The following is a 22502-nucleotide window of genomic DNA, read 5'->3' as shown; positions in this document are numbered from 1 at the left end:
CCTATTCCTTTCCGCAGACTTCGATCCGCGTTGCGGTGAGACGCTGCCTGTCGCGACAGGCCTCGCGCGCAATGAAGAAGAAGAACATGAGCGTTAGGAGAACCGGACTCGCGAAGATCTCGACTTCTCCCATCCCCACGATGAGCATGAAGAGGGTGAACCGGTCGCGCGTCGGCTCGGGTGCGGTGAAGAGGCGGGTGACGAAGATGAGGATGATGCAGAAGCCTGGCAGTGACCCAAGGATGCCGAGCGATACCAGGCTCTGCAGGTACATGTTGTGAGCGTTCACGGCAGACCCCGTGAAAGATGCGCTCATGCGGCTCGAAAGCAGCTCCTCTGTTCCGTTGAAGCCCCAGCCGAAAAGGGGCTTCTGCAAGAACAGATCCCAGGCGACCTGCCAGACTTCGGTTCGCCCTGTCAGGGTGAAGATCTCGCTCTCGCTTCCGGTTCTGCTGAATTCCTGCAGATAGGCGCTCGCGTCTGCCAGGCCCCCAATAGCGGCGGTCAGGAATATTGCTGCAAGGCCACCCAAGGTCGCCAAGGCGAGAACAGGACCGTATCGGTTCTCCCGGGCGACGATGAGTCCCCAGGCGATGAAGACGGCGAGGAGCGTGGTCCGACTGCCCGTCAAAACGAGCGCGATCACACCTGTTCCGATCAGCGCCAGGAACGACAGACGCGGAAGAAGTCCGAGACGGCGCGCGATCACCGTCATGGTCACGAAGACGCCGATCTGCTGGGCGAAGACATTGGGGTGGCCCGACAAGCCTCGAAGTCGATAGACGGTTTCCACGACGGAGGGGGGCATCCATGCCGTTTCAGGCACGATGAAGGTCGCAAGCAGGCCAAGCGCGACATAGGCTCCGAGTGTCCACACAACGATGCGCAATGCGCCATCGGTGCCCAGATCGATCATGACGATGCAGGCCAGAATGATATAGGCGAAGATGCCGACGGCGCTGGCGCCGGTATAAGCGGGAACCTCCGACCAACTTGCCGACGCCAATGCAACGCACCCGTAGGCGCACCCAAGGACGAGAAGCGACTTTTTCAAGAGCGGCACGATCTCGCGCCAACGTGCCAGACCAACCGTAATCAGAACCGACCAGGTCGCGAACTTCACGCCATTCTGCCAATCGAGACCGGTCACACCGAGTCCGCGTTGACGGAAGCTGAGGTTGAGCGCGAAGAGCACGAACACGAACAACAGAGCGGTCGCGCGCGCCTGCCGGTCAATCGCATGGATCAGACCGATGCCGATGAGCCCGGCGACCAGCGCGAGAAGCGGCGCATAGTAGACCGGCGCATCGGAGCCTTCGGTTGTAGCGAGCGTCGCAACCCATCCGATAGCGATCAGCAAAGGCATGCCGCGCAGTCCGAGGCGATCGAGCCGTTGTGTGAGCGTCATCTCTTCAACCCTGGTTCAATGGGCGGCCAGGATGTGGCGAGCCTTGATTGAAAGAGGACGCCAGATCATCGCCGCTCCAGCGAGGCAGGCTGCGAAAAATGTTCCAATGATCGCGAGAAGAGGATCTGGAAATATCGGGCGGATCGGTGCTTCAGGGTGGGCAAGAATTTCAACATCGGGACCAAGCGTGGCGGTTCGGACCGCCTGCTCCTTGAGCCGCGTCAGAGCAGCATCGAGAACACTTTTGTCGGTCGCGGCTTCCTGGCGGAGCTGTTCGAGCTTCAGTTCGGCCTGCCGCCGGCTCGCCAACTCTTCGCGGATGGCCTTCATAGCCCTGCGAAGCACGGCTTCCTTCGCCGCCCAGCCCTTTGCCTCGGCCTCCGGGTTCGCCGGGAGCCCGGGTGACTGGACAACGAGCCTGTTGTCGCGCAGCCAAGCCACGGACCTTGTGGCTTCAACAGCGTTTGACTCCTTTGCACTTGGCTCAAACGAGGAAGAGCGAACCTCCGACGCTCCGTCGATGACCATGTTTTTCTGCAGCTCGGTGCGTGTCGTGGCGTTGATGTAGCGGGTCCGCGCTTCGGCGGCTTCTCGACCCAACGCCGATAGTTGGTTTTCCAGTGAGGTTTGTGTGGCGCTATCCACGAGATCTGAGGCGGCCATGAACTGGCTGACCGCGCGCTCTGAGTTTCCCTGCTTGGCGCGCAGGCTTTCGACACGCTCCGTCAACCCGTCGGAAAATTTCTCCGTGAGCCTGCGTTTACGCGCCGATTGATCTTCGAGGTACGCCGATAGCAGGGTTTCCGTCATGGCGGCTGCCTTGACAGGATCCGATGACCAATAGCCGAGCTTCACCGTGTAGGAGCGGCGGTCACGGGAGATATTCAAATGCTTCTGAAGAGTTTGGCGAAGCTCCGTGTTGGATGTAGCAGGCGTCTCCGCTGCACCGGAGAAAAGCGGAATGTTCTCGCGGGCCCAATGGCTGAGCGTCGTCTTCCAGTTGTTTGGATCTCGGCCGAATTCCGGGTCGATGGCGAGTTGGTGCCTCGCGATGACAGTTGCCGCAATCGCGGGCGATCCCATGAGGTCCATCTCGGATTGGATGGCGCTCTCGTCAAGCGGCTGGCGAAGCGATTGGCCGCGATCGAACCGGCCTTCCTCATCTGTTGGGCGCATAATGACCGATGCCGTCGATTCATAACGGCGCGGTAGCAGCGGCCAGGCTGCTGCCGCGACAGCGATCACGACCGCAAAACCGGTCATGAAACACCGCCCATGAATACGCTCTTGCCTTCCCTTCGTGAGAGGCCTCGGAGCCTGCGGCACCTCAGTTCTGGTCGGGTTGCGGTTTGTGGGACGGATGACTGTAATTGGGTCGAAAGCGGTGTTGTTCATGGCGCCAACTCTCTCGCGTGCTGAATCTTGTTAGGGCCTCGCATTCGTGCGGTATCAGACGATCGGAACGCGCGACAGCGCATAGAGCCGTCGTCGGAATTGCCCCGAGATCAGGCGAAAAACGCTGTACATGACGGTGATCATGACGAGCTGGCGCAGGTTCAGGAAACCGGATCGGAAGCAGTCGATCCGGAAACGGATCTCGTTCAGCCAATACCCCAGGCCACCGCGGCGAATTCGCTGTTCGATGCTCGAGCGCATGCGAACCAGAACTTTGGGGATGACGTGAAACCTGAAGCCGGCTTGGCTCAGCCGAATGAAGAGATCGTAATCCTCAAGCTTGCCGTATGTCGCGCGGTAGCCACCCACGTGGCGAAGAGCGGCGGTTCTCACAAGCAGCGACGAATGCACAATGACATTGCGCCAGCGCAGAGCGCGCACCACCGCATCGTGACTGACAGGCGCGACTTTGAGATGAGACGGGGCGCCATCGTCATAGAACTCCTCGCTCCAGGAGGCGATAACGTCGATCTCTGAATGGGATCGGGCATAATCAAGCTCCAGCTTGACCCGGTCAGGCGCACAGACATCATCGCTGTCCATTCGGAGCGTGAACTCGCCTTGGCAGTGTTCCAACCCGACGTTCATCGCATTCGCCAGGCCACGGCTCTTCGGCAATCTGACCAGTGACATGTCGGGGATACGAACATCACGGCGATATCGTGCGATGACTTCTTCCTGGTCATCGCCGATAGGGCCATCGATGACGAGAACCATTTGGTCAGGTGTGACGGTTTGTGCGTAAAGGCTTTCGAGGCTCGTTTCGAGATTGCTCCCGGTTTCCGCCGCATAGGTCGACATCAGGACGCTGATGGTGACTTGCTGGCCTCGGTCGGAAGCGTTCGTCGATGGCTGAGACAGATGCTCGCTCATTTAGCCCCCCGGCGGGACAGGACTGCAGCCGGGGTGCGGAGCAGGATCCAAAGATCCAGCCCGAGACTCCAGCCTTTCACATATTGCTCGTCGAGCCGGACGCGCGTTTCGTAGCCGACCTCATTGCGTCCGCTGATCTGCCAAATGCCGGTGATGCCGGGGCGGACGCTCTTGTAGAGCGGAACCGCGGAGCCGTAGTTGACCAGTTCCGACTGCGTGACGGGGCGGGGTCCGACAAGACTCATATCGCCCTTGATCACGTTGATCAGCTGAGGAAGCTCATCGAGGCTCGATTGGCGCAGGAAGCGCCCCACCGCTGTCACGCGAGGATCAAAGGCCAGCTTTCGTTCACGCGCCCACTCGATCCGGGCCTCCGGGTGATAGGAGAGATACTCCTCCAGGCATTGTTCCGCATCGAGGATCATCGTTCGGAACTTGATGCAGCCGAACGAGATGCCCCCGGCGCCGATGCGCTTGTGCCGATAGAGAATGGGGCCGCCATCCATCGCGACAAACGCGGCGACCACGATCAAGAGAGGAAAGCCAAGAAAAAGAGCCAGACAGGCGATGCCGATATCTATGCCGCGTTTGCTTAGTCGCGACAGCCGCCGGAGCCCCGACCGAAGTGAGGCCATGGTCTTGAGGCCGAGAACAGGAGACGCGCCTAGTTCGCGGACGACGGCTAAAGGAGACGCTTGTGGTGCCTGCGGCTCGCCCATGTGAGGCCCTTTGTCTTGAATGCTCGAGTTGATAAGATTTTTGGGGGGGAGTATTGAGGCTGGTTATTTTGCCAATTGGCAGAGTAAAATGTCGTGTTGTTTTTCTAGGGAGCGATCTAAGTGGTAGAAATTAGAGAGTTTATGTTGTCTTTGGTCTATTAAAGTCTGCATTTACAATATGAATTCGCAACGGCCCTAAGGTGTTAACAAATAATTAAATGATGTTAGTAATAGAATTGCTTCTAGTTCAACGGGATTACGTATTCCCCTGTGTGGGGTTAACCCCGAAAATCCCATTCGGCCGTCATGGGGCGATCTGGGGCGGATGCTTTGAGGATAGTTCGAACGGCGGCGTGGGATTGCGATGGACGAAAATGAGCGCGCCAAATGCCGGTGAGGGCTCGATCGCTAGGAAACGAGGAAAGCTTTTTGGAAATTTCCGACTACGGCCGACACCGAAATTGAGGTTTCCCAAACCCACCGTTCGTTGGCTTTAGGTTCGCTCGCGAAACAGCCAAGAAAATACAAGTTATATAATTTCGTTTCTTAAGGCGTAAGGCCAGATAATAGGTTTTACTAATATAATTACATTATTTTTGTTTGGTTTTGTAGCCCATAAGCGGTACACTCTACCACTTTTCCACGATGGTTTACAAAGAGTTCATTTGTATAATTTGTGGATAGTTTTTGCAAAATAAGGGCTCTTTCGCATGACTCGAAGCGTGCTCCAGGTTGCAACGGTCTTGCTGTGCAAGAATTCCATGCTTCGCGAAGGGCTGAGGCATATCCTATCGAGTACCCGTTTTCGGGTTATTCCCGAAGGGGTGCCTCTGGGAACTATCGAAGACAAACTGGCGTCGGAGCCCATCCCGGACTTGTTCATCATCGACGTCAATCTCCGGCAGGCTGGGACCGCCGATCTCATCCGCGAGACGAAGGCACAATATCCCGAGGCCAAAATCGTCGTCCTGTCTGACGACTTCGATCTGAATGTCATGATGGCGACACTTCAGGCTGGCGCGGAAGGGTACTGCCTCGCGACAATTGGTTGTGACGTCTTGGTCAAGTATATTGATCTCGTGATGCTCGGTGAACTCGTTTTTCCGTCCAGCATATTCCTCTCCGCGCTGTCGTCCCGAGACAAAGTCCCAACGCCGCGCCGCACTCCGGCAGACGGGATCGAAGACCTGCAGGCAGCATCCGCGGAGCTTCCCGTGCGGACATTGTCGAGCCGCGAAGCCGAAATTCTGCATTGTCTGATGGAGGGCGCGCCGAACAAGATTATCGCGCGTCGGCTTGAGGTGGCGGAAGCGACCGTTAAGGTTCACGTCAAGGCGATCCTGCGAAAGATCCGCGTGGCCAATCGAACTCAGGCGGCGATGTGGGCCGTAGCTCACCTTCCGGCGACGAGCATGGAAGCAGAAGGAGGGTGGCTGGAGCGCTGATGGGGCCCTTTGAGGCGCGCGTGGTCGAGTAGCGTTGGGCGGAACCGGATTCGTTCAGGTCTTGTTGTTCGGAGAGACCGCCAGGTAAAGCGCTCTGCCAGACTAGTCCAATATGTAGGTTTTGTTGAAACGCAGGAAACGCGCGGCTCGCGATCGATCCTGCGGACAGTCGAATATCGTTCGCTCGGCATATGGCCGCGTGCGGATGCCGGTGGTCGTTGAATGTCGGTAGCGGCATTCGGATCTTTTAGGGGCTGGGCTCATGGTGAGCAGCAAGAGCCAAACCAAATCTCAGAGTCTGAAGACGCCCAACCATGAAGTGAGGCAGCACATCCGCACAATGCTGGAGAAGCTGGCCTGCCTGAAGCGCTCAGCCTCGGATGCGCGCGGCGGCTCAGTGAAGGGATCCCCCTAGATTGATCGAGAAAAAGATCGTGCCCGAAGCGTCCGTAACTTCAAGCCGCCAGTCCTTCCATTCGCTCGCCGACGCGCTATCTTCAGCGCGTAGCTCTTCGATAGCCTTCCAGGCTTGAGAGCGCGCTTGTTCGATGTCGCGGACCTCAATCCCATCCTGGTCTACGATCATGTCGGTGCCGTTAACGAGGTTGAAATAACATCTCATCGTTACGCGAGGAGACCCCCACTCTGCGTCTGTGATAACGTTCTGAACGAGTTTCACGGCCATTTGATACTGCCCGGTATCTTGTCTTGTCTAAGTGCGCTGGCCTCTTCTGTCCAGCCTAGCGCCTATCTTCCTCCGCATTTGGTTCCATGCAATCCCCCCGGACGGAGTAGAGAGGCTGTAGACGGGATATTTTACGTTACGACCGCATGAGAAAAAATTCCAAAGTGTCCAAAGGTATCCATCGGTGGCCGGTGAAGCAAAGCTTTGCTGCTAGGTTTCGATTACGCTGGCGTGCCTCGATTTGGGGCATCCGATTTAAATTTCTTTTAAAATGATTTGAACATAGAACTCATTGTCCTACATGGCCTCCTGAGCTAAATTTCCTTTTACCGAGTAATCGCGCTGTTCTGTCCAGCGGATTAGGGGCTCTCCCATGCGGAAACACTATGATTTAGACAGCCTGGCCGATACCGGCACCCTCCCCAAGAGCCGCGGATATCAGGTCGATGCGGAAGAGAAGCAATTGGCCGAATTGGGTCGACCGCATCGACCTGATGCGAGGCTTGTTCCCACCGTGCTGGTCGAACCGAATGTGTTGCTGAGGGAGGGGCTAAAGCGGATTCTTGCGGATACGTCCTACAGCTTGGTCGCTTCGGCGGTCAGCGTTGAGGATGCTCGCCGGGTGTGGAGAGAGGATGGGGCGCCGTTCCTTCTCATTGCCGATGCCACCAACAACCACGCGGTGATTTGCGAGAAAGTTCAGCAGCTCAAGGTCGAGCACCCGTCAGCGCGCGTGGTGATGCTGGTCGACGACCACGATTTGAAGCGGGTGCTGGAGGCGTTCCAAGCCGGCGCCGACGCCTATCTCATTAAAACGGTTTCCTGCGAGGTTCTCATCAAGACGCTCGACCTCGTCATGCTTGGCGAAGCCGTGTTCCCGTCGGCCGTTCTTAGCCTCGTTCGTGATCAGGCCTACGAGACGAATGGAGCCAACGGCGGTCTCGACGATGCGGACGCTGGCGACGGTGAAGATAAGACGCCGCCGAAAGGCTTGTCGGTGCGTGAAACGGTTATCCTTCGTTGTCTTATGGAGGGCGACTCGAACAAGTTGATCGCGAGGAAGTTCGATATCACCGAGGCCACGGTCAAGGTTCACGTCAAAGCCATTCTCCGTAAGATACGTGCGAAAAATCGGACCCAGGCCGCGATCTGGGCCGCAAGCCACTTGCCGGCGAATGGCCGCGTGCCGACGAACTAACAGACGCGCGTCAGCGGCCACCGAGGATCGATCTCAATCCATCAGGGAGCGAGGTCGATGGCGACACGCCGAGCAAGCGGCTCAGACGCGAGGGATCTCCGATCGACGTTTTAATGTCGCCGGCCCGCTCCGGGCCGTTGGAGACGGGCAGGTTCCGGCAAACCAAATCGGCGATCGAGGTCGTCAGGGTGCGAATTGAGGTCGGCTGTCCCGTGCAGACATTGCTGACCTCGGCCGTCGCCGACGTCTGATCCTGCAGTCTCTCCATGGCTGCCCGGCAGACCCGCACCGCGTCGGCGACATAGACGAAATCACGAACTTGCTCGCCGTCACCATGGATCAGAATCGGGGTGCCATTCAGGGCGTGCTGTATGAAGACGGCGATGACGCCGGAATAGGGGGAATGCGGGTCCTGGCGCGGTCCGTAGATGTTGAAGAAGCGCAAGCCGAAGGACCGCAGATCCCGTGTTCTCGCGCCGGCCAGCGCATGGAGCTCCATCGCGTATTTGTCGGCGCCGTAAGCGGAGATCGGTTGCTTCGGATCATCCTCTCCGATGGGGGTCCTTTCGGCCTCGCCGTAGATCGCGGAAGAGGAGGCGTACACGACGGGAATGTCGCATTCCGCTGCGATCTCGAAAATGTCGATCGATGCGGACAGATTGATGCCGTGAGAGATATGCCATTCCTGCGTACAACGCGGGACGGACGCGACCGCGGCAAGATGGAAGATGCCATCGCAATCTCTCGCGAGCCTTTCCAGCAAGGCGTGATCTCTGACATCTCCGACGACCAGCTCCGCCGCCTCTGTCAGATGATCGCGCCGTCCGGTGGAGAGATTGTCGAGCACGACCACGCTGGAGCCATCCGCCACCAAGGATTCGGACAGATGTGAACCGATAAAGCCGCAGCCGCCGGTGACGAGGTAACGTTTTGACACGGTTCCCCCTTTCAGCGGCGCGTTGCCATAACCGTCGGATGAGCAGAACCCAGCGCGACTAGGCCGCCCGGGAGAGGATCGGTAAACATACCTATAGCTTAAGCACAGCCATTGCCCGTGCCCAGTTCCGGGCTCCGCTTCTCACGAGGTAGCCCCATTTCCCCCGGCCTCATTCAGGGCCGCTGGTCAGCCGCCGCACCATGGGATAAGGTAATAAAGTATCATTCGATAAGGCCTCACTGACAGCATCGCATGGCTTTCGCCAGCCTTGTCATGCGACCGGGTTTTCGCGCAGGACTGATATGACGGCTTCCGATCCGCGGCGGTTCAAGAAGAAGATCACTCCGGTTCTGCTTTCAGGGGGGACCGGGACACGCCTTTGGCCATTGTCGCGAGAGGCGTATCCCAAGCAATTCCTGCCGTTGTTCGGTCAGGATACGTTGCTGCAACAGACGGCTAGACGTGTTTCGGACGCGGCTTTGTTCAACGAGCTATTGGTGATCGCGAATGTCGAACACAGGTTCATCATCGCGGAGCAACTGCGCGCTATCGGCCAGGATGCCGCGCGTATCGTTCTCGAACCGGCGGGGCGCAACACAGCCGCGGCCGCGGCTGCGGCAGCCATCATTGCAACGCGATCCGATCCCGACAGTCTCCTTCTGTTGATGCCGGCTGATCACTGCATCGACGACATCGCTGCATTCCACGACACACTTGCAGCCGGTCTGCGAGCCGCACAGGATGGTTCCACCGTTCTGTTCGGTATCACGCCGACAGGGCCGGCCACGGGCTATGGCTATATCCGCATGGCTGGCGAAGCCGTGGATGAGCCGGGCGCTCGCAGGGTTTTGGCATTCAAGGAGAAACCGGATCTCGAGACGGCGGAGAGCTATATCGCGTCGGGGGAGTATGTCTGGAACAGCGGCATATTTCTTGTATCCGCTCAGCGCCTTCTCGATGAACTCGATGCGTTGGAGCCGGAATTGCTTCGGGCTTGCACGGCAGCGGTCGAGGGCGCCCTGTCGGATCTGGATTTCTTGCGCCTCGACGCCGAGGCCTTCGCGCAGGCTCGCGACGTTTCGCTCGACTATGCCGTTATGGAAAAGACCCGAAACGCGGTTGTGGTCCCCGCAAGGTTTTCATGGTCCGATATCGGCACGTGGTCCACGCTCTGGGAAATCGGCTCCAAGACCGCAGAAGGGACAGTCGCCGAGGGGAATGCCACGGCTTATGACACGCAGGATTGCTATTTTCGTTCCGAAGGCCCACTCATCGCAGCGCTTGGCGTGCGCGACCTCATTGTCGTTGCGACACAAGACGCCGTGCTCGTGACCACGAAAGGTCGCGACCATGATGTGAGGTCCCTTGTGGAGAGCCTGAAGAAAACAGGCAACTCGGCGGCGATCCGGTCTCATCGGGAACATCGTCCCTGGGGATATTACCAAACCATCCATTACGGCGATCGCTTCAAGGTCAAGCGCATCACGGTGAATTCCGGCGCGAAATTATCGCTGCAGAAACACGAGCATCGGGCAGAGCACTGGATCGTGGTGAGTGGAACTGCGTTGGTCACGCGGGACAATGAACAATTCGTGCTACGCGCAGATCAGTCGACCTATCTCCCTCGCGGTTGCATCCATCGGCTCGAAAATCCGGGAAGCATCCCGCTCAACATCATCGAAGTGCAGTCCGGCAGTTATCTCGGAGAAGATGACATTCTGCGTCTGGAGGATGCGTACGCGCGTATTTAGCTTCACATATTCCCGCGATCCTCGATGATCATCGAGGCGCCTTTTTCGGCGATCATCAGTGTCGGCGAGTTCGTGTTCCCGCTCGTGATGGTCGGCATGATCGAGGCATCGATGACGCGCAGGCCCTCCAGTCCGCGAACACGCAGGCGCGCGTCCGTCACAGCCATCGGGTCGCTGTCCATTCCCATCTTGGCGGTGCCCACGGGATGAAAGATCGTGGTTCCGATCTCCCGCGCGCCGTGCAGCAATTCGTCGTCGGTGGTCAGGTGCGCTCCCGGCTTGTATTCCTGCGGGCGATACTTCTGAAGCGAAGGCATCGAAACGATTCGGCGCACGAGCCGCAGCGAGTCGACGGCCACTTGCTGGTCCTCCGCCGTCGAGAGAGCATTGAGCCTGATTGACGGCGGTTCGAACGCATCGTTGCTCTTGAGTGTGATGCTGCCGCGACTGGTGGGACGCAGGTTGCAGACGCTCGCCGTGAACGCCGGAAAAGGATGCGGGGCCTCGCCGAACTTGTCGAGCGAGAGCGGCTGGATATGGAACTGGAGGTTCGGCGTCGCGTAGCTGGGAGAGGACCGTGTGAATGCGCCGACCTGCGACGGCGCCATGGTCAAAGGTCCGCGGCGGAACAGCGCGTATTCCAACGCCATGTGCGCCTTTCTGACCAGGGAGCGATAATCCCCGTTGAGCGTCCGCACGCCTTCTACCCGATAGATGGGGCGAAGCTGAAGATGATCCTGCAAATTCTGGCCCACCCCTGGCAGGTGGTGCACCACGCCGATGCCGTGCCGCCTCAATAGGACGCCATCCCCGATGCCCGACAATTGCAGGAGTTGCGGCGAGGCGACTGCGCCTGCGGAGAGAACGACCTCACGCCGCGCGAAAACCTTGCGGAGGACGCCTCGCTGCAAGACCTCCACGCCGATGGCTCGCTTGCCGTCGAACAGGAGGCGGGTCGCTTGAGCCTCCGTTTCGACACGCAGGTTGCCGCGTGACAGCACCGGCTTGAGAAACCCGCGCGCGGAAGACCATCGTCGCCCGCTTTTCTGATTGACGTGAAAATAGGCGATGCCCTCATTGCTCCCCGTGTTGAAGTCGCTCGTGTGGGGGATGCCCGCCTCCACGGCGGCTTCGATGAACGCATCCAGCACCGTCCAGCGAACGCGCGGTTCTTCGACGCGCCACTCGCCGCCGGTCCCGTGATGTTCGCCTGTGCCGAGGTAGTGGTCGAGGTGACGACGGAAGATCGGCTTGACGTCGTCCCAGCCCCATCCCTCAAGGCCGGACTGCCGCCAATGATCGTAGTCTTCCCGCTGGCCGCGCATGTAGATCATGGCGTTGATCGCCGAACTGCCGCCCAGGACCTTGCCTCGCGGATAGTTCAGAGCGCGTCCGTTCAGGCCGGGCTCGCTCTCGGTCTTGAACATCCAGTCCGAACGGGGATTGCCGATAGCGAAGAGATAGCCCACGGGGATGTGGAACCAGATCCAGTTGTCCCGTCCCCCCGCTTCGAGCAGGCACACGGAATGCCGGGGATCGGCGGAGAGCCGGTTGGCGAGGACGCACCCCGCCGAGCCTCCGCCGACGATGACGTAATCGAAGGTATCGCTGACTGACATGGCTTGAGCTCGGCGAAACGAGGGGCGATCGACGGGCGGCGATATATTATTGCGTTGATGCCGGTCCTCCCCTAGGAATTCCACGGTCCCGGCCGCGTGGAAAGGGCGACTATTGTTCAGGTGGCCGGTGCCTCCTCCCGGAAAAGGCAGCCCTGATCGGCGCTTTGGTGTGTTCACATGGCGAGACGGAAGGCTTATATCGCTCGCCAATACCCGTCCCGGATTGTCCGTTTTGGAGCTTATCGATGACTGTTCATCAGAAGCCTGTTGCCCGCCGCATTTTGGATCTCAAGGACCCGTCGCTTCTGGTTGCGCAAGCATATGTCGCAGGGGAATGGATCTCCGCGCCGGACGGAAAGACGATCGCGGTGACGGACCCGTTCGACGGCGCATTGATCGCGGAAGTGCCGGATCTGGGCCCCGAGGTGGTGCGCCGCGCCATCGACAAGGCGCACGAGGTGCAGAAGGAATGGGCAGCGCGCACGGCCAAGGAGCGCAGCCAGATCCTGAAGCGCTGGCACGACCTCATTCTCGCCAACGCGGACGACCTCGCGCTGATCCTGACCACCGAGCAGGGCAAGCCTCTCGCGGAAGCCAAGGGCGAGGTGTTGTCGAACGCGGCCTATATCGAGTGGTTCGCGGAGGAAGCCAAGCGCATCAATGGCGACATCATTCCTCCGGCCCGGGGCGATCAGCGCATCGTCGTCATGAAGCAGCCGGTGGGGGTCTGCGCGGCGATCACGCCCTGGAACTTCCCCAATGGCATGATCACCCGGAAAGCCGGGCCGGCATTGGCTGCGGGCTGCACCATGGTGCTCAAACCCGCCGCCCAGACGCCGCTTTCAGCCTTCGCACTGGCTGTCCTGGCCGAGCGGGCAGGGGTGCCGAAGGGAGCCTTCTCGGTCGTCACGGGCGACGCCGCGCCCATCGGCAAGGAATTCTGCCACAACCCGAAGATTGCCAAGATCACCTTCACCGGCTCGACCAATGTGGGCCGCTGGCTGATGAAGGAGGCCGGTGACAGCATCAAGCGGCTGTCGCTCGAACTGGGCGGCAACGCGCCTTTCATCGTGTTCGACGACGCCGATCTCGACGCGGCGGTCGAGGGTGCGATGATCTCGAAGTTCCGCAACGCAGGCCAGACCTGCGTGTGCGCCAACCGAATCTATGTGCAGGACACGGTCGCCGACGCTTTCGTCGAAAAGCTGGCGGCGAAGGTGGAGGGCCTCAAACTCGGGCGCGGGACGGATGCGGGCGTGACGCAGGGGCCGCTGATCGATGATCGCGCGGTGATCAAGATGGAAGAGCACGTGGCCGATGCGCTCGCCAAGGGCGGCAAGCTGGTGGCGGGCGGCAAGCGCTCGGGGCTCGGCGGCACGTTCTTCGAGCCGACGGTGATGACCGGGATCACGCAAGGAATGAAGGTGGCGAAGGAAGAAACCTTCGCGCCATTGGCTCCGATCATCCGCTTCAAGGACGAGGCCGAGGTGATCGCGATGGCGAACGACACCGAATTTGGACTGGCATCATATTTCTACGCCCGCGACATGTCTCGGGTGTGGCGCGTGGCGGAGGCTCTGGAGAGCGGCATGGTCGGGGTCAATACCGGCCTGCTCGCCAACGAGATGGCTCCCTTCGGCGGCGTCAAGCAATCCGGCCTCGGCCGCGAAGGCTCCAAATACGGCATCGAGGGCTTCCTCGAAATCAAATACGTCTGCCTCAGCGGCATCTGACATGAAAAAAGGCCTGACGGGCAAACCGTCAGGCCTTTGATCGAGGGCCGATCCTTCGCTTCGCACGGGCTATGCGTTGGCCGCCTGTGCCTGCTGATCCCTGGCTTCAAGCAGGATGCGAGCGAGCTCGGCAAAACCGTCGCCGGAATGCCCTTCCGTAATGTAGGCGGGCTTGTTCTTCAGGCGATGCGCGAAGGCGTGTACATTGGCCACGCCGACGCTGAGGGGGAAGGCGGCGAACATCGGCTCGTCATTGGGCGAGTCGCCCGCGAACACCACGCTCCGCTTTGCCGTTTCCCAGTCGATGTTGAAAACGTCAGCCAGCAACGCCTTCGCCATGCTGAGTTTGTCGTAGTCGCCGAACCAGCCGTTCACATGGATCGAACTAACCTTGGCCTGAGCACCGGCGCGCTCGAAGACCGCGACGATCCTGTCGATTTCGGTTTCAGGTAGGGCGGGGACATCCTCGCAGAAGTCGATGGCGAGATCGGCAACGCGGTAATCCTGGTCGCTCGCGAGCGCGGTGCCCGGGATGGTAGCGAGAACCTCTTTCTCGATCTGATCGAGCCGGGCGCGGTTTTGCGCCCGCTCCTGACGGCTGGCCCAAAAATGCTGATGCATCTTCTTCTGCTTGCGGTCGTAGCGGAAATAGAAGGCGCCGTTTTCTCCGACGACAGCATCCACCGGCCACATGCGGGCAATATGATCGCACCAGCCCGCGGGCCTTCCCGTCACCGGCACCACCAGGAAACCGGCTCGGTGCAACTGTTCCAGGGCCGCGTAGGCGGACGCCGTCAACGTGCCTTCGGTCGTAATCGTGTCGTCGATATCGGTGAGGACAACGCGAACCGATCGCGCGTCCTCTCGGGATAGCTGAGAGAGAGGCTTCATGCGTCCACCCCACGGGTCGCGGCGCGGTCATGAAGGCGGCGATCGTCTTGCATGCGTGGCTCGTTCCCTGGAAAGATCATTGTGTTCTGTTCCATGGGAGACCTAAAAGACAGGGGCATCGAGATCAAGCATCGGGATGCTGGATATCCCGAGATGTTTAGCTGGCGCATGGTTTCCATCGCGCCAGGGAAGAGGTCGGTTATGGGGAAGACGGTATTCGGTGAACTCGAAGGACGGCCTGTCGAATCCTACGAGATCGAGGCAGGTCCCCTGCGAGCCCGCGTCATCACTTACGGCGCGATTTTGAGCGAACTCCACGTTCCCGACCGGACGGGCCGCACCGAGGATGTCGTACTCGGCTATGATGACCTTGCCTCCTACCTCAAATACCGGGGCTCCGCCGGGGCGATCTGCGGGCGCTACGCCAATCGCATCGCGAAGGCGCAATTCACTCTCGACGGCGAGACCCACGCCCTTTCCGTCAACGAGCCGCCCAACCACATTCACGGCGGCTTCAAGGGGTTCAATAAGCGCGTTTGGACCGCCGAAGCGGATGAGGCCGGAAACGCCGTCCGTCTGACCCTCGACCGGCCCGATGGAGATGAGGGGTATCCCGGCGCTGTGAAGGCGTCGGTCGTCTATCGCCTGACCGATGAACCCGCTCTGGAGATCGTTTTCGAGGCGACGACGGACAAAGCGACGGTGATCAACCTAGTGTATCACGGCTACTGGAACCTCGCCGGCCATGGTTCTGGCAGCATTCGCGATCAGCTTCTCCTTCTCGACGCGGATCATTACACGCCCGTCGGTTCGGGCAAGATCCCAACCGGCGAGATAGCGCCTGTCGCGGATACCGCATTCGATTTCAGGACGATGAGACCCATCGGCGCGATGATCGACGATCGGTCGCAATTGCCGGAGGCCGGATACGATCATAACTTCTGCTTGAACGGCGAAAGCGGAACGTTGCGCCGCGCCGCCCGGGCTGTTGATCTCCGCTCGGGCCGTGGCTTGGAAGTCTGGACCGATCAGCCGGGCGTGCAATTCTACACAGCCAATCATTTCGAGACGCTGCCTGCCATCGGCAAGGGTGGTGTGCCTTACGGCAAGCACGCGGGCTTTGCGCTCGAGACGCAAGTTTATCCGAACTCGCCCAACGAGCCGCATTTTCCTTCCGCCGTGCTGCGGCCGGGCGAGACCTATCGCCATATCATGCGGGTTCCGTTCTTTAACACCTGACACCGCTTTCAATCGCAAAGTGCTATCATGCAAAATGACGCCGAAATCCTGCATGCTCTCTTTCAAGCTGCGCTCAAGGCGGCCTTGCCCGATGGAAAGTTTGACGGCCGCTTGCCGGCGATCCCCAAGGGGCGGACGATTGTTCTGGGAGCAGGCAAAGCATCCGCACGCATGGCTGCGGCTTTCGAGGAGGCCTGGACACACGTTGGCGGAACCTGCGAGGGACTCGTGGTCACGCGATATGGCCATGGCGCACCCACGCGCTTCATCGAGATCGTCGAAGCTGCGCATCCCGTGCCGGACGAGGCCGGGCTGAATGCGGCACGGCGCATTCTGGCCCTGGCGCGCGAGGCTGGTCCTGACGATCTCGTCGTTTGCCTGATCTCAGGCGGCGCGTCGGCGCTTCTTTCGCTTCCCGCTGAAGGCGTGTCGCTCGCAGACAAGCAAGCGCTCAATCGCGCGCTCTTGAAATCGGGAGCGCCCATCGGTGAGATGAACCTCGTGCGCAAATCGCTCTCCGCCATCAAGGGCGGGCGGCTCGCCGCAAGTGTCGGCGGCGCACGGCTGGTGACGTATCTCATCTCCGATGTGCCCGGTGATGATCCGTCGAGCATCGGGTCGGGACCGACGATTCCCGAGCGCGTCGATCCGGAAGCCGCTCTTTCGATCCTGCGAAACTATGCCATCGACGTGCCTGACTCCGTCGTCGCAGCCATGCGTTCCAATGCGTTGGAACAACACGTCGAAGGCGGCGCGGTGCACATGCTGGCGACGCCGAAAATGGCGCTCGACGCTGCTGCCGCGAAAGCACGCGAACTCGGTCTTCACCCGCTCATCCTTGGCGATGCGATCGAAGGAGAGGCGCGAGAAGTAGCGCGTGTGATGGCCGGGATCACACAGTCGGTCGTTCTCCACGGCGAACCGATCACGGCGCCATGCGTGCTTTTGTCTGGCGGGGAGACCACGGTGACCGTGAGAGGGAAGGGAAGAGGAGGGCGAAATGCGGAGTTTCTGCTTGCCTTGGCCCTGTCGCTCAAAGTCAAGGAAGGGGTCTCAGCAATTGCCTGCGACACGGATGGGATCGATGGATCGGAAGACAATGCCGGGGCGTGGTTCGATGTGAGATTGTTTGACGATGCGCGCGCGAGAGGAATTGATCTTGCGTCCTATCTTGCGAATAACGACGCCTACACGGCCTTCGCGCATCTCGATCGTCTCGTCATGACAGGGCCGACACTCACGAACGTCAACGACTTCCGCTGCATTCTCATCCGTCCGTGAATGGTGCGCCACGCCGCGAGGCGCTCATGTCATCGGCAGTGTAATCGTCACAGTCGTTCCGTGATTTTGCACGCTCTCGACGTGCAGGCGGCCGCCGTGAAGTTTCAGAATGTGCCAGGCCAGGCTCAGACCGAGCCCCGTTCCGGGAATGTCCTTCGCGTTCTGGCCGCGGAAAAATGGCTGCATCAGGTAAGGCAGATCGCCTTCGCCCACGCCGATCCCTTCATCCTTCACAGTGATCACGATCTCGGTTCCATTCGCGTGGCCGGCGACAGCGATGGGGCGGTCCGCTGGCGAATACTTCAGCGCGTTGGACAGAACGATGACGAAGACCTGTTCGAGGAGAATGGGATCGCCGACGAAGAGGGATGGAAAGGCTCGGATCTCGATATTGAAAGGCCGCGCAGGCGCTTGCCGGCCCTGTTCGGCGCAGACACGCCGCAAGAGCTCTTCGAGATTGAAACGGCTCGGTTCCAAAACAATCGCACCGGCATTGGCGCGTGTGTAGGACATGAGCGTGTCGATCAACTCCTGAAGGCGCTGGCTGGCGCGCCAGATCTTTTCCGCGCGCTCCCGGATGTCATCCGGACTTAAGTGATCGGTTCGCCGAAACAGGCCTTGGGCCAACGCCGAAATCGTGGACAAGGGCGTCGTCAGTTGATGGGCAAGAAGAGCCAGCCGATTCATCGGGCGGGATGTTTCAGTTTCGGCGCTTTCATCGAGTGATTGCCGAGAACGTCTTTCAGGCCTGGACACTCAGGGAGCTCATGGTCGTTACAATAATTATATAACGTTTATAGGCTCCCCGGCCCAATTCGCAAATCCGCGCTTTCGCAGGTTGCCTTCGATGGAGCGCGGAGCGTCAGGGGTAAATGGCGGCGCTTCCAATTGTGATGATATAAATATTGTACCGGCTTTGCGGGTGTCTAAGAAAGATTGCGTCTATCAAGGGCTTATAAGCCAGAGATGACGTGGTTAAGGTCGAGCGTATAGATATCCATTGTATGCAAGGATGGTATGCGTGAAACCATCCCATGTCTCACGCGTTGTGTCTTGGTTGATTTCTATTTCTTATGGAGAGCGAAATGAATAAGGACCGTATTGAAGGCAGCGTGAAGAACATTAAGGGCAGCATCAAGGAAGGTGTCGGCAAGGCCATCGGCGATACGAAGCTCGAAACCGAGGGTAAGGTCGAAAAAGCCGAAGGCAAGATTCAGAACACCGTCGGCGGAATCAAGGATTCCCTGCGCAATCGCGATTGATGGATGACCTTTCGACAGGCCCGGCCTCGCGCCGGGCCTTTTTCGTTATGCCGCCTTGCGGATCACGAAGGCGAATTTCGCCCCGTCCTGTTGCTGCTCCTCGAGGATGTCGCCGGTTTCACGAATGAGATTGGGAAGATCGATGGAGGCGAGAGGGTCGGTGCAGACCACGCGCAGCATCTCGCCCGGCTGCAAGGACCGCAGAAATTTGCGGGTTCGCAGAACCGGGAGCGGGCATTTCAATCCTGAAAGGTCGAGTTCGATCATGAGGCAATCCATACCGGCTGTCGTGACCGGCCGGTCGACGATGGCGTCTCTTAAAAGCGATCCGGATATTGCTCAACCAGCGCCTTTGCCGCAACGAGGTCGGCTGGCGTGTTGATGTTGAAGAAAGGGTCGAAGGGAACCGTCGCCCAGGCGGCGCTAGCAGCGCCATGGAGGCCAGCCCAATCGCGGACGCTGCGCAAATCTTTCGCCGTGAGAGCGAGGCGCAGATCCTGCCGCAGATGAACCGGCCAGAGGCCGATGGCGTGGTGCAGCCGCTCATCCGACGCAGCGCAGGCGAGGGGAGCCCGAGCCGCCTCCCTCGCCTGATGGAGGCGGGACACCAGATCCTCGGGGATGAATGGCGTATCGCCGGTCACGCTGACGACCCAATCGATCGAGGGGTGATGGGTCGCGGTCCAATCGAGCGTAGCGAGCAGACCCGCGAGAGGGCCCGGATAGTCCGGCACGTCGTCCCGAACGACAGGCAGGCCCGTTTCGCGAAAACGGTCTGTGTCGCCGTTGGCGCTGATGACCAGCCCGTCGCATTGGGGCGAAAGCCGCTCGGTGATATGGGCGAGAAGCGTTCTTCCGGCGAGCGTGAGGAATGGTTTGTCGATGCTGCCCATGCGCGTCGCCCGCCCACCCGCCAGAATGACTCCGAGGGTCGCAGGATGCGGGACGGGCAGCATCACCGCATGGCCTTATTCGATGACGATGCGTGGCGCGGGCCGGGCAGCGCCACTGCCTGAAAGGGCGGCGAGAACCTGACGGGCGATGTCCTTGTAGATCCGCGCATGGGGCCCATCCGGGTCCGCAACGACGACGGGATGCCCCGCGTCCGACAACTCGCGGATCGTCATATTGAGCGGGACCTCGCCGAGGAACGGAACGCCGAGGCGGTCCGCTTCCACATGTGCGCCGCCGTGGCCGAAGATGTGTGATGTCTGGCCGCAATGGGGGCACACGAAGGTCGCCATGTTTTCGACGATGCCGAGGATCGGAATCTCGACGCGCTTGAACATCGAGACGCCGCGCCGTGCGTCGATGAGGGCAAGATCCTGCGGAGTCGAGACGATGACCGCGCCCGCAAGCGGGGTCGCCTGCGCGATGGTGAGCTGCGCATCGCCGGTGCCGGGAGGCATATCGATCACCAGCACATCGAGATCGCCCCATGCGACTTCCCGCAGCATCTGCGTGATCGCCGACATGACCATGGGGCCGCGCCAGATCATCGCGGCTTCTTCATCGACGAGGAAGCCAATGGACATCACCTTGATGCCGTAGGCTTCCATGGGTTCGAGAATGCGCCCTTCAAGCAGGTTCGGCTTGCCATGAATGCCAAGAAGCTTCGGCATCGATGGTCCGTAGATGTCGGCGTCGAGCAGGCCGACCTTGAGGCCGAGGGCCTTCAACCCGAGAGCGAGATTGCAGGCGGTGGTGGATTTGCCGACGCCACCTTTGCCGGAGGCGACCGCGATCACATGGGTCACGCCCGGAATGCGCTGCCCCTTGGACTGTGCGGCGGCGGGGGGGCGTCGCGGGGCGCTGGCGGATGGCGGTGGCGTAGCCGCTCCCGATGAGGCGGGGCGATCCGCGGTGAGGCTGGCGAAGACGGCCTTGACGCCCGGAAGACCCTGCACGGCCGTTTCCGCCGCCTGGCGGATATTTTCCATGCCGGCAGCCTCAGCAGGGTCTATGAAAATTGAGAACATGACCCGGGCGGCCTCGTCCACCACCACCTCCGACAGACGGCCTGATGCGACGAGGCTCGTCCCGCCCGCGTCGACCGGGATGGTCGAGAGAGCCTGGAGCACATGTTCACGGGTGATTGCCACGGTGGGGCCTCCTCAGCCGGTTTTCTCGATGTTTGTACCCTATCATGTATATCCTCGCGGCCTTCCCGTTAAGGCGCTCCGCTCGCCGACCGCGCAACAGCCGGAACAGATGTCGGCCCATTCCATTACTGTGCAGTGCATGAAGACGGCCAATAGGGCCAAGCTCCTGAAAGCGAACGCATTGAAATCGACTGCCTCAGAGGCAGTTGAGTCATGTCATAAAATTCTTGCGTTGGTCGGGACGTTACGGAGGGAATGATGAAATCGATCTGGCTTATTGCAGTTTCGGTCGTCGCCTTGGCCTCTCCGGCCTTCGCCCAACCGCCAGCCCAGTCGCCAACGGGCAATCTGGATAAGCTCTCATCCTTCAAGAGCACCGGGACCGCCGAGCCCAAGCCTGTTCCGCAAGATGGGCGGCGCGCGGGTGCGATCCGCAAAAATCTGGAAAACGTCAAGCTGCCGCCGGGTTTCAAGATCGACCTCTATGCGATTGTTCCCGACGCACGGCACATGGCGGTTGGACCCTCGACCGGTGTCGTGTTTGTTGGAACGCGCAAGAGCCATGTCTATGCGGTGACGGACCGCGACAAGGACCGGGTTGCGGACGAGGTGAAGATCTTCGCCCCTTCCGTCGAATTCAAGGTTCCGAACGGCGTCTGTTTCTCTCGCGATGGGGTTCTCTACGTTGTCGAGCAGAATCGGGTGCTGCAGTTCCCTGCCGCCGAATTCTTCTATGAGGGGCCCGACGTTGCCGCATTCGTCGTCACCAAGCAGGGCGATCTCATCCCGCCTTCCGAGGAAAGCTACAATCACACGGCGCGCGTATGCCGCGTCGGCCCCGACAACAAGCTCTATATCGCGCTCGGCCAGCCCTTCAACGTGCCCCCGAAAAGCAAATGGCTTCTTTTCAGGAAGATCGGCATGGGCGGCATCATCCGCATGGATCAGGATGGCAAGAATCGCGAGGTCTATGCGACGGGCATTCGCAATTCCGTGGGCATGGATTTCAACCCCGCGGACAAGACCTTGTGGTTCACCGATAACCAGGTCGACGGCATGGGCGACGACCAACCGCCCGGTGAGCTCAACCGCGCGACGCAGATGGGACAGGATTTCGGCTTCCCGTATTACGGCGGAGGCACGGTGCGCACGCTCGAATACAAGGAAGATCCCGTGCCGGCCGGTGTCGTAGGCCCGCAGGCCGAGATGGCCCCTCATGCGGCCGATCTCGGAATGATGTTCTATACGGGCAAGATGTTTCCCCAAGCGTACCAGGGAGGTATTTTCTCCGCTCAACACGGCTCCTGGAACCGCACCAAACCGATCGGGGCGCGAGTCATGTTCACACCGCTGAAACCGGATGGGACGGCGGGCAAGCCGCAGGTCTTCGCGGAAGGCTGGCTCACGGAAAATGGCGAATATCTCGGGCGCCCTGTCGATGTCGCGATGTTGCCGGACGGGTCGCTTCTCGTCTCGGACGACACAGCCGGCGCGATCTACCGCATCTCCTACGAGGGCAAGTGATGGTCATGGGAGCGGGCGTTCGGGAACGCCTGTCTTGACGGGAGGAAAACATGAGAGTTGCCGTCGCCCTGGCAGCGTTCGGGATTGCGCTCGGGCCGGCTTTCACGGTCGCTGCCGATGCCCAGACGGGCCGCGACAAGGTCATTGTATGCCAGGCCTGTCACGGAATGGACGGCCTCTCGAAAACCCCCGAAGCGCCAAACCTCGCCGGGCAAGTCGAGGGCTATCTGGTGAAAACGCTCAACGACTACCGCAGCGGGGCGCGCAAAAACGAGTCGATGAATATCGTCGCCAAGGATCTGTCGGACGAGGATATCGCCAATGCCGCGGCCTATTATGCGGCCATCCAGGTGGATGTGTCCCCACCCTGAAAGCCAGAG

General features: G+C 60.1%; 21 protein-coding genes. 9 read left to right on the top strand and 12 right to left on the bottom strand.

Annotation, left to right across the window (positions count from 1 at the left end):
- Position 1: 1 nt before the first annotated feature.
- The 4 genes from I2H38_RS13635 to I2H38_RS13620 all read right to left on the bottom strand — a co-directional run bounded on the left by I2H38_RS13635 (position 2) and on the right by I2H38_RS13620 (position 4455).
- Positions 2-1408 carry an O-antigen ligase family protein gene (locus tag I2H38_RS13635; protein WP_196272404.1) on the bottom strand — a complete coding sequence of 469 codons (1407 nt, stop codon included), beginning with the start codon at positions 1406-1408 and terminating at the stop codon, positions 2-4.
- Between the two features lie 15 nt (positions 1409-1423).
- Positions 1424-2671, bottom strand: a complete 1248-nt coding sequence (locus I2H38_RS13630) for a GumC family protein (RefSeq protein ID WP_196272403.1) — start codon at positions 2669-2671, stop codon at positions 1424-1426.
- Positions 2672-2857: 186 nt separating this feature from the next.
- The gene (locus tag I2H38_RS13625; protein ID WP_229426697.1) at positions 2858-3736 is read right to left on the bottom strand and encodes a glycosyltransferase; all 879 of its coding nucleotides are present in this window, start codon (positions 3734-3736) and stop codon (positions 2858-2860) included.
- A complete protein-coding gene (locus I2H38_RS13620; RefSeq protein WP_324617400.1) occupies positions 3733-4455 on the bottom strand; it encodes a sugar transferase in 723 nt (240 codons plus the stop codon). Before I2H38_RS13620 ends, I2H38_RS13625 begins: the two co-directional genes overlap by 4 nt.
- Positions 4456-5330: 875 nt before the next feature.
- On the opposite strand from I2H38_RS13620, the gene I2H38_RS13615 reads away from it, so the two are divergent.
- Positions 5331-5900: a LuxR C-terminal-related transcriptional regulator gene (locus tag I2H38_RS13615; protein ID WP_196272402.1), complete on the top strand. Its 570-nt coding sequence runs from the start codon at positions 5331-5333 to the stop codon at positions 5898-5900.
- 394 nt (positions 5901-6294) lie between these two features.
- Here the strand turns inward: I2H38_RS13615 and I2H38_RS13610 are convergent, their stop codons facing one another.
- Positions 6295-6585 carry a DUF6894 family protein gene (locus I2H38_RS13610; protein ID WP_196272401.1) on the bottom strand — a complete coding sequence of 97 codons (291 nt, stop codon included), beginning with the start codon at positions 6583-6585 and terminating at the stop codon, positions 6295-6297.
- Positions 6586-6958: 373 nt separating this feature from the next.
- Between I2H38_RS13610 and I2H38_RS21010 the strand changes: the two genes are divergently transcribed.
- Positions 6959-7783 (top strand): LuxR C-terminal-related transcriptional regulator, encoded by an 825-nt coding sequence (locus I2H38_RS21010; RefSeq protein WP_196272400.1) that lies wholly within the window; start codon positions 6959-6961, stop codon positions 7781-7783.
- 10 nt (positions 7784-7793) lie between these two features.
- Here the strand turns inward: I2H38_RS21010 and I2H38_RS13600 are convergent, their stop codons facing one another.
- On the bottom strand, positions 7794-8720 hold the full coding sequence (locus I2H38_RS13600; RefSeq protein WP_196272399.1) for an NAD-dependent epimerase/dehydratase family protein: 927 nt from the start codon (positions 8718-8720) through the stop codon (positions 7794-7796).
- A 302-nt stretch (positions 8721-9022) separates the two neighbouring features.
- On the opposite strand from I2H38_RS13600, the gene I2H38_RS13595 reads away from it, so the two are divergent.
- Positions 9023-10471 carry a mannose-1-phosphate guanylyltransferase/mannose-6-phosphate isomerase gene (locus I2H38_RS13595; protein ID WP_196272398.1) on the top strand — a complete coding sequence of 483 codons (1449 nt, stop codon included), beginning with the start codon at positions 9023-9025 and terminating at the stop codon, positions 10469-10471.
- Between the two features lie 2 nt (positions 10472-10473).
- Here the strand turns inward: I2H38_RS13595 and I2H38_RS13590 are convergent, their stop codons facing one another.
- Positions 10474-12090: a GMC family oxidoreductase gene (locus tag I2H38_RS13590; protein WP_196272397.1), complete on the bottom strand. Its 1617-nt coding sequence runs from the start codon at positions 12088-12090 to the stop codon at positions 10474-10476.
- 245 nt (positions 12091-12335) lie between these two features.
- Between I2H38_RS13590 and I2H38_RS13585 the strand changes: the two genes are divergently transcribed.
- Entirely contained in the window at positions 12336-13823 is a 1488-nt protein-coding gene (locus I2H38_RS13585) for an NAD-dependent succinate-semialdehyde dehydrogenase (RefSeq protein WP_196272396.1), read from the top strand.
- 69 nt (positions 13824-13892) lie between these two features.
- On the opposite strand, the gene I2H38_RS13580 is transcribed toward I2H38_RS13585, so the two are convergent.
- The gene (locus I2H38_RS13580) at positions 13893-14714 is read right to left on the bottom strand and encodes an HAD family hydrolase (RefSeq protein ID WP_196272395.1); all 822 of its coding nucleotides are present in this window, start codon (positions 14712-14714) and stop codon (positions 13893-13895) included.
- A 201-nt stretch (positions 14715-14915) separates the two neighbouring features.
- On the opposite strand from I2H38_RS13580, the gene I2H38_RS13575 reads away from it, so the two are divergent.
- Both I2H38_RS13575 and I2H38_RS13570 read left to right on the top strand, forming a co-directional pair.
- A complete protein-coding gene (locus tag I2H38_RS13575) occupies positions 14916-15953 on the top strand; it encodes an aldose epimerase family protein (protein WP_196272394.1) in 1038 nt (345 codons plus the stop codon).
- A gap of 27 nt (positions 15954-15980) precedes the next feature.
- Entirely contained in the window at positions 15981-17234 is a 1254-nt protein-coding gene (locus I2H38_RS13570; protein WP_196272393.1) for a glycerate kinase type-2 family protein, read from the top strand.
- Positions 17235-17258: 24 nt separating this feature from the next.
- On the opposite strand, the gene I2H38_RS13565 is transcribed toward I2H38_RS13570, so the two are convergent.
- A complete protein-coding gene (locus I2H38_RS13565) occupies positions 17259-17921 on the bottom strand; it encodes a sensor histidine kinase (RefSeq protein WP_196272392.1) in 663 nt (220 codons plus the stop codon).
- Positions 17922-18319: 398 nt separating this feature from the next.
- Here I2H38_RS13565 and I2H38_RS13560 point away from each other — a divergent pair, with 398 nt between their 5' ends.
- Complete coding sequence (locus I2H38_RS13560; protein WP_196272391.1) at positions 18320-18496, top strand: CsbD family protein; 177 nt, start codon at positions 18320-18322, stop codon at positions 18494-18496.
- 45 nt (positions 18497-18541) lie between these two features.
- Here the strand turns inward: I2H38_RS13560 and I2H38_RS13555 are convergent, their stop codons facing one another.
- The 3 genes from I2H38_RS13555 to I2H38_RS13545 are packed head-to-tail and all read right to left on the bottom strand — an operon-like array spanning position 18542 to position 20598.
- Positions 18542-18763 carry a sulfurtransferase TusA family protein gene (locus I2H38_RS13555; RefSeq protein ID WP_229426696.1) on the bottom strand — a complete coding sequence of 74 codons (222 nt, stop codon included), beginning with the start codon at positions 18761-18763 and terminating at the stop codon, positions 18542-18544.
- Positions 18764-18813: 50 nt separating this feature from the next.
- On the bottom strand, positions 18814-19452 hold the full coding sequence (gene mobA / locus I2H38_RS13550; RefSeq protein WP_196272501.1) for a molybdenum cofactor guanylyltransferase MobA: 639 nt from the start codon (positions 19450-19452) through the stop codon (positions 18814-18816).
- A gap of 12 nt (positions 19453-19464) precedes the next feature.
- Positions 19465-20598: an Mrp/NBP35 family ATP-binding protein gene (locus I2H38_RS13545; RefSeq protein ID WP_196272389.1), complete on the bottom strand. Its 1134-nt coding sequence runs from the start codon at positions 20596-20598 to the stop codon at positions 19465-19467.
- Between the two features lie 258 nt (positions 20599-20856).
- Here I2H38_RS13545 and I2H38_RS13540 point away from each other — a divergent pair, with 258 nt between their 5' ends.
- Positions 20857-22122 carry a PQQ-dependent sugar dehydrogenase gene (locus tag I2H38_RS13540; RefSeq protein WP_196272500.1) on the top strand — a complete coding sequence of 422 codons (1266 nt, stop codon included), beginning with the start codon at positions 20857-20859 and terminating at the stop codon, positions 22120-22122.
- Between the two features lie 50 nt (positions 22123-22172).
- Positions 22173-22493, top strand: a complete 321-nt coding sequence (locus I2H38_RS13535; protein ID WP_196272388.1) for a c-type cytochrome — start codon at positions 22173-22175, stop codon at positions 22491-22493.
- Positions 22494-22502: the final 9 nt, after the last annotated feature.

Origin of the sequence: Microvirga alba (assembly GCF_015694465.1) — a bacterium.
Lineage (GTDB): Bacteria > Pseudomonadota > Alphaproteobacteria > Rhizobiales > Beijerinckiaceae > Microvirga > Microvirga alba.
Note: the sequence above shows the minus strand (reverse complement) of the source record. Positions and strands in the feature narration are given on the sequence as shown.

What these genes read in the sequence shown, in the direction of transcription:
- I2H38_RS13595 (WP_196272398.1), top strand. Translation starts at nt 9,023, where the DNA reads ATGACGGCTTCCGATCCGCGGCGGTTCAAGAAGAAGATCACTCCGGTT.
- I2H38_RS13610 (WP_196272401.1), bottom strand. Translation starts at nt 6,585, where the DNA reads ATGGCCGTGAAACTCGTTCAGAACGTTATCACAGACGCAGAGTGGGGG.
- I2H38_RS13585 (WP_196272396.1), top strand. Translation starts at nt 12,336, where the DNA reads ATGACTGTTCATCAGAAGCCTGTTGCCCGCCGCATTTTGGATCTCAAG.
- I2H38_RS13570 (WP_196272393.1), top strand. Translation starts at nt 15,981, where the DNA reads ATGCAAAATGACGCCGAAATCCTGCATGCTCTCTTTCAAGCTGCGCTC.
- I2H38_RS13565 (WP_196272392.1), bottom strand. Translation starts at nt 17,921, where the DNA reads ATGAATCGGCTGGCTCTTCTTGCCCATCAACTGACGACGCCCTTGTCC.
- I2H38_RS13620 (WP_324617400.1), bottom strand. Translation starts at nt 4,455, where the DNA reads ATGGGCGAGCCGCAGGCACCACAAGCGTCTCCTTTAGCCGTCGTCCGC.
- I2H38_RS13630 (WP_196272403.1), bottom strand. Translation starts at nt 2,671, where the DNA reads ATGACCGGTTTTGCGGTCGTGATCGCTGTCGCGGCAGCAGCCTGGCCG.
- I2H38_RS13635 (WP_196272404.1), bottom strand. Translation starts at nt 1,408, where the DNA reads ATGACGCTCACACAACGGCTCGATCGCCTCGGACTGCGCGGCATGCCT.
- I2H38_RS21010 (WP_196272400.1), top strand. Translation starts at nt 6,959, where the DNA reads ATGCGGAAACACTATGATTTAGACAGCCTGGCCGATACCGGCACCCTC.
- I2H38_RS13590 (WP_196272397.1), bottom strand. Translation starts at nt 12,090, where the DNA reads ATGTCAGTCAGCGATACCTTCGATTACGTCATCGTCGGCGGAGGCTCG.
- I2H38_RS13535 (WP_196272388.1), top strand. Translation starts at nt 22,173, where the DNA reads ATGAGAGTTGCCGTCGCCCTGGCAGCGTTCGGGATTGCGCTCGGGCCG.
- I2H38_RS13575 (WP_196272394.1), top strand. Translation starts at nt 14,916, where the DNA reads ATGGGGAAGACGGTATTCGGTGAACTCGAAGGACGGCCTGTCGAATCC.
- I2H38_RS13560 (WP_196272391.1), top strand. Translation starts at nt 18,320, where the DNA reads ATGAATAAGGACCGTATTGAAGGCAGCGTGAAGAACATTAAGGGCAGC.
- mobA (WP_196272501.1), bottom strand. Translation starts at nt 19,452, where the DNA reads ATGCTGCCCGTCCCGCATCCTGCGACCCTCGGAGTCATTCTGGCGGGT.
- I2H38_RS13540 (WP_196272500.1), top strand. Translation starts at nt 20,857, where the DNA reads ATGAAATCGATCTGGCTTATTGCAGTTTCGGTCGTCGCCTTGGCCTCT.
- I2H38_RS13625 (WP_229426697.1), bottom strand. Translation starts at nt 3,736, where the DNA reads ATGAGCGAGCATCTGTCTCAGCCATCGACGAACGCTTCCGACCGAGGC.
- I2H38_RS13580 (WP_196272395.1), bottom strand. Translation starts at nt 14,714, where the DNA reads ATGAAGCCTCTCTCTCAGCTATCCCGAGAGGACGCGCGATCGGTTCGC.
- I2H38_RS13555 (WP_229426696.1), bottom strand. Translation starts at nt 18,763, where the DNA reads ATGATCGAACTCGACCTTTCAGGATTGAAATGCCCGCTCCCGGTTCTG.